Source organism: Pedobacter sp. (assembly GCF_041662865.1).
GTDB lineage: Bacteria > Bacteroidota > Bacteroidia > Sphingobacteriales > Sphingobacteriaceae > Pedobacter.
The window spans coordinates 1-5,201 of record NZ_JBAZRL010000092.1 but is presented as its reverse complement, the minus strand read 5'-3'; the positions used below and the strand labels follow the sequence as shown (position 1 = coordinate 5,201).

General features: G+C 36.5%; 5 protein-coding genes and 1 pseudogene. 4 read left to right on the top strand and 2 right to left on the bottom strand.

Features of this window, described 5'->3' with window-relative positions; all coding sequences use genetic code 11:
- Both WC622_RS16330 and WC622_RS16325 read left to right on the top strand, forming a co-directional pair.
- Positions 1 to 468: pseudogene (locus WC622_RS16330) on the top strand (thiamine-monophosphate kinase); the annotation flags it as partial.
- A gap of 2 nt (positions 469 to 470) precedes the next feature.
- Positions 471 to 1,256: an alpha/beta hydrolase gene (locus tag WC622_RS16325; protein ID WP_372820758.1), complete on the top strand. Its 786-nt coding sequence runs from the start codon at positions 471 to 473 to the stop codon at positions 1,254 to 1,256.
- Positions 1,257 to 1,258: 2 nt separating this feature from the next.
- Here WC622_RS16325 and WC622_RS16320 read toward each other — a convergent pair whose 3' ends face one another.
- Positions 1,259 to 2,533, bottom strand: coding sequence for a DNA recombination protein RmuC (locus tag WC622_RS16320; RefSeq protein WP_372820757.1), 1,275 nt, complete (start codon positions 2,531 to 2,533; stop codon positions 1,259 to 1,261).
- 79 nt (positions 2,534 to 2,612) lie between these two features.
- On the opposite strand from WC622_RS16320, the gene purU reads away from it, so the two are divergent.
- Positions 2,613 to 3,452 (top strand): formyltetrahydrofolate deformylase, encoded by an 840-nt coding sequence (purU, locus tag WC622_RS16315; RefSeq protein ID WP_372820756.1) that lies wholly within the window; start codon positions 2,613 to 2,615, stop codon positions 3,450 to 3,452.
- A gap of 13 nt (positions 3,453 to 3,465) precedes the next feature.
- On the opposite strand, the gene WC622_RS16310 is transcribed toward purU, so the two are convergent.
- The gene (locus WC622_RS16310) at positions 3,466 to 4,611 is read right to left on the bottom strand and encodes an NAD(P)/FAD-dependent oxidoreductase (protein WP_372820755.1); all 1,146 of its coding nucleotides are present in this window, start codon (positions 4,609 to 4,611) and stop codon (positions 3,466 to 3,468) included.
- Between the two features lie 77 nt (positions 4,612 to 4,688).
- On the opposite strand from WC622_RS16310, the gene WC622_RS16305 reads away from it, so the two are divergent.
- A partial coding sequence (locus WC622_RS16305; RefSeq protein WP_372820754.1) for a zinc metallopeptidase occupies positions 4,689 to 5,201 on the top strand: 513 nt, incomplete at its 3' end.

Here is a 5,201-nt window from a genome sequence, read left to right as displayed (position 1 = left end):
TTAGAAAATCCGCAACTGCAACCAGATTTAGAAGGAAAAGATTATATTATTGAACGTCAATTGAAGCCTGAAGGAAGAAGAGATATTGTTGATTTGTTATCGCAAATGAAGATCAAACCAACATCAATGATTGATGTTTCAGATGGTTTAGCTTCAGAAATCTTACATATCTGTACACAGTCAGCCAAAGGTTGTACACTTTATGAAGAAAAAATCCCGATAGATCCAATGACTTATGAAACTGCACGTGAATTAGGTTTAGATCCAACAGTTTGCGCATTGAATGGCGGCGAAGATTATGAACTGCTATTTACGATTAAACAAGCTGATTATAGCAAACTTAAGAATGATTTGGATATTAGCATCATTGGCCACATAACCGACAAAAACTCGGGATGTAAAATGGTGTCTAAATCAAATGTAGTGCATGAGTTAAAGGCACAAGGTTGGAATGCTTTTAAAGGCTAGATATGAAGAAGGCAGTTTTATGTTTTTTCACAGTATTCATAATTAATTTTTGCTTTGCGCAGCAGGATCTTAGTTTAGGAAAAATATATCAGCTACCTTCCCAAGTATTAAATGAAAACAGAGTTCTTAACATTTACACACCCGAAGGATACAACGCTGATTCTGCTAAGACCTACCCAGTTATTTATCTGTTAGATGGATCTGTAAACGAAGATTTTATACACATTACTGGCCTAGTTCAGTTTTTAACAATGATTGAGGCAACGCCAAAATCAATAGTTATTGGTATTGCAAATGTTGATAGAAGAAGAGATTTTACTTTTCCAACTTCGGTTGTAAAAGATAAGCAAGACTTCCCTACTACTGGAAGCTCAGCCAAGTTCATCAATTTTTTAGCGGAAGAACTACAACCATTTGTTGAAAAAACATTTAAAACGAATGGTGTAAAGACAGTTATTGGACAATCTTTTGGAGGTTTATTAGCAACAGAGATTTTAATGAAAAGAGCCAGTCTTTTTAACAATTATATCATTGTTAGTCCAAGTTTGTGGTGGGATAATGGATCACTTTTAAAAAACCCGACTAATCAAACGCCATTCAAGGCTAATGTATTTATTTCCGTTGGCGAAGAAGGAAAAATAATGAAGGATGACGCTAAAAAACTCGCTGAAACCTTGTCTAAATCTAGCAACCTAAAAGTAGGATTTGAATTTTTTGAGAAAGAAGACCATTTAACGATTTTACATAATAGCGTTTATCAAACATTGTTAAAAATGTATAAAAAGTAAGTTTATTCTTCATCCCCTAAAAACCTCGCGTCGATCTGCTTAGTCGATTTAGTTTTTGCACCTAATTTTTTAATCTTTTCTACTTTTCCAATTAGATTGCCACTGCCATATTGCAATTTTTTAAACGCTTCCTCATGGGCTTTTTGTGAAAGGTCTAAATGTTTACCTATTTTTTCCATATCTGTTAAAAAGCCAACGAACTTATCATATAAAGCCCCCGCCTCTTCAGCAATCTCAAATACATTTTTATTTTGCCGATCTACTTTCCAAATACTTGCAATAGTACGAAGCGTAGCTAGCAATGTTGTCGGACTAACAATTACAACTTTTCGATCCCAGGCATAGTTAAATAACTCATGATCGGCCTGCACGGTAACACTAAAAGATGATTCAATCGGCATAAAAAGCAAAACAAAATCGGGCGAGTTAATTTGATAAAGATTTTGATAATTTTTACCGGCTAAACCATCTATATGAGATTTTACAGAAATTAGATGCCGCTTTAAACTTAAAACTTTCTCTTCTTCTGTTGCTGCGTTCATCATTTCTTCATAAGCAACCAAGCTAATTTTAGCGTCTACAATCAAGTTTTTCTCATCGGGCAGGTCAATGACCACATCTGGTTGATATTTTGTACCATCGTCGTTCTTAAGGCTAGCCTGTGTGCGATATTCCCGCCCCTTAATTAGTCCCGAACTTTCTAGCACGCGCTCAAGAATGACTTCTCCCCAATTTCCTTGCTTTTTATTATCGCCTTTTAGTGCTTTTGTTAAATTGTTAGCATCGGTTTGAATCTGCTTACTTTGATCCATTAATTGAAATATGACCCCTTTTAAATGATTTCGTTCGGCGGCTTCATCCTTATAGACCTTGTCAACCTTTTCTTCAAATGCTTTAATGTTTGCTTTTAATGGTGAGAGGATAGTTTCTAAATTATTTTGGTTCTGCGCAGTGAATTTTGCTGTTTTTTCATCTAGAATTTTGTTAGCTACTTCAGAAAAAGTTAAAGTAAATTTTTGCTGAAGATCTTCGAGACTTTGCTGTTGTTCCTCAAATTTATTACGCTGTAGGCTTAACAACGCTTCTGTTTGTATAAGTTTACCTCGCTCATCGTTAAATCGCTCCCTAAGATCGTTTAGCTCATCGGCCAGTTTTTGTTTTTCTTCCTTTAAATAGTTGATTGTTTCATCGTTCGTTTGTACCGGCTGTTTGCGCAACACGAGCATCAAAAGAATCAATAAAATAAGCAACAACAAAGCAACAGCAGCGATTTCCATACTTCCAATTTTTTAGTCAAAATAACAAAATATTAGTTAAGAGTGTCTACAAACACGCTTTTTAATATATATTTACCACATGAACAATCTGTTAATTCTTATTCAATGTAAAGACAGCGTTGGTTTAGTAACCAATATCACAAGAGTATTAGCGCAACACAAACTCAATATAGTTGCCATGCGAGAGTTTGTAGACGAAACTGAAAACAAGTTTTTTACACGCATAGCTTGCAGTGGTATTATTGCATATAACTCAGTACTTGAACAAGAGCTGGTAGATGTGTTACCGGCCGATGCCAGCGTTAGGCTCGTAACACAAACAGAAAAGAATATTGCTGTGTTAGTTACTAAGGAGTTTCATTGCTTAGCAGATCTTTTAGTTAGGACCCATTTTAAAACACTCGGAGCGATCGTTAAATGTGTAATCGGAAATCATCCAACGCTGCAAGAATTTGCGGAGAAACTGGGCGTACCTTTCTTCTATGTTGACCATGAAAACAAAAGTAGGGATGAATTTGAACAAGAAATTTCTCAATTGTTAACAAACTACGAACTAGATTATATCGTGCTAGCTAAATTTATGAGAATACTTTCGCCCGAGTTTATAGAACATTATCCAAATAAGATCATTAATATTCATCATTCCTTTTTACCAGCTTTTATCGGTGCTAGTCCATATAAACAGGCATTTGATAGAGGGGTAAAAATTATCGGCGCTACGGCGCATTTTGTAACCAATAATCTAGACGAAGGACCGATCATTAGCCAACAGACAATACATGTAAATCATACATTAAACGCCAAACAAATGGCAGTTGCAGGCCGTGAAATTGAAAAAGCGGTATTGAGCAAGGCATTGGAACAAGTCTTAGAAGATCGAGTTTTTATTAGCGGAAATAAAACGATTGTTTTTGAATAACTAGCAGGCTATTTTACAAACGTTTTAACACGAGCTCTCCTACTTCTTGTCCTGTGTGACTACCAATTGCAATACCCATTCCATTGCAGCGAACGGCACAGTAAATGTTGGGATCAAGTTCCTTCACAATTGGATGTAATTCATTGCCAAAAGCCATTATGCCGCTCCACTTCTGGTCAATTTCGAAATCAACATCAGGTAGAATAACTGTTTGCAAAAGCGATAGCAGGGCTGCCTGTACTTTTTCTGTCTCGCCAAATTCAGTTGTTTCCTCCGTTTTAAAATCTAAATTTCTACCGCCTCCCAAAAGAACGCGATCACCTACATTTCTAAAATAATAAAAGCCTTTATCATAATGGAAAGTGCCTTTTAGCTTTAAATTAGGAATAGGTTTGGTAATGACCACCTGGCCTCTACCAGGTACGACATTTACTGTACTGCGAAGACCGTTTATAAAAGCATTGGTTGTTAAAATCACTTTGTTACAGGTAAACCGACCTTGACTGGTTTCGAGAACGATTTGCTTTTCTTCTTCATTAACTTTTTCAACCTCGCACATGTTTAGCACAACAACCCCTAAAGCGCTCGCTTTTGCCAGCAGGCTTTTCATCATCTTACCAGGATCAATTTGGGATTCTAACTTGTTTTTTAACAAGGCTGTAATACCTTTAAAACTAAATGAAGCAATTTGGTTATCAGCAACGCTATAGACTTCTTTTTCTGAGACAATGTCTGCTATTAGTGCATTAAAATGGCTTAATTTTAATACACATTCCTGAGCTAAAAGGCTATCATTGGGCCTAAATAATTCATACCCTCCATAATTTTGATAATAAATACCGTCATCACCCAGTAAATTCCGAAGCTTTAAGAGGCCGGTCCAACGCTTTGATATTAAGTCATGCAAGCCATCAGGTCCACAAATTTTCTCCTGCTCTATTAGTTCTGAAATACTTCCAAAACACGCAAAACCAGCATTTTTGGTACTGGCGCCATTGGGTAAAAACCCGCGTTCTAGTATCATTACACTAGTTTGTGGACTGCCTTGTTTAATTGTTAAGGCAGCATTTAAGCCAACTATGCCACTTCCAATAATAATTACGTCGGCAGCAAAGAAATTGTGCTTCTCCCAATAAGATGGATGGTTTGTCGGATTCATAAGTTATTGTAATTTTTTTAACAGCAATTAAATATGGGAACACTTTTTGATTTAAGGTAGAAAACACTAATAAAAAAATGGAATCGTATTTAATTTTAATTATACCTGTATTGCTGTTAAGCATGTTTGTACAGTGGCGATTTAGAAGTAAATTCTCTCAGTATGCCGAAATGCAGCTCAACTCTGGCATGTCGGGAAAAGAAGTAGCCGAAAAAATGCTATATGACAATGGCATCTATGATATCAAAATAATGAGTACAGAGGGTCAATTAAGTGACCATTATAATCCAACAGATCGCACCGTGAATCTAAGTACGGATGTGTATTATGGAAGAAGTGTTGCTGCGGCTGCTGTTGCTGCGCACGAATGTGGCCATGCTGTGCAGCATGCCAAATCATACCATTGGTTGCAATTTAGATCGAGCATGGTGCCCGTAGTGAGTATCTCCTCTAATTTATTGCAATGGGTATTGTTAATTGGTGTATTGTTAATCGGTTTTACTGGAAACCCGATCGTATTAGCCATTGGCGTGGCTGGTTTAGCGCTAGTTACTTTATTCAGTATCATAACCCTGCCAGTTGAATTCGAC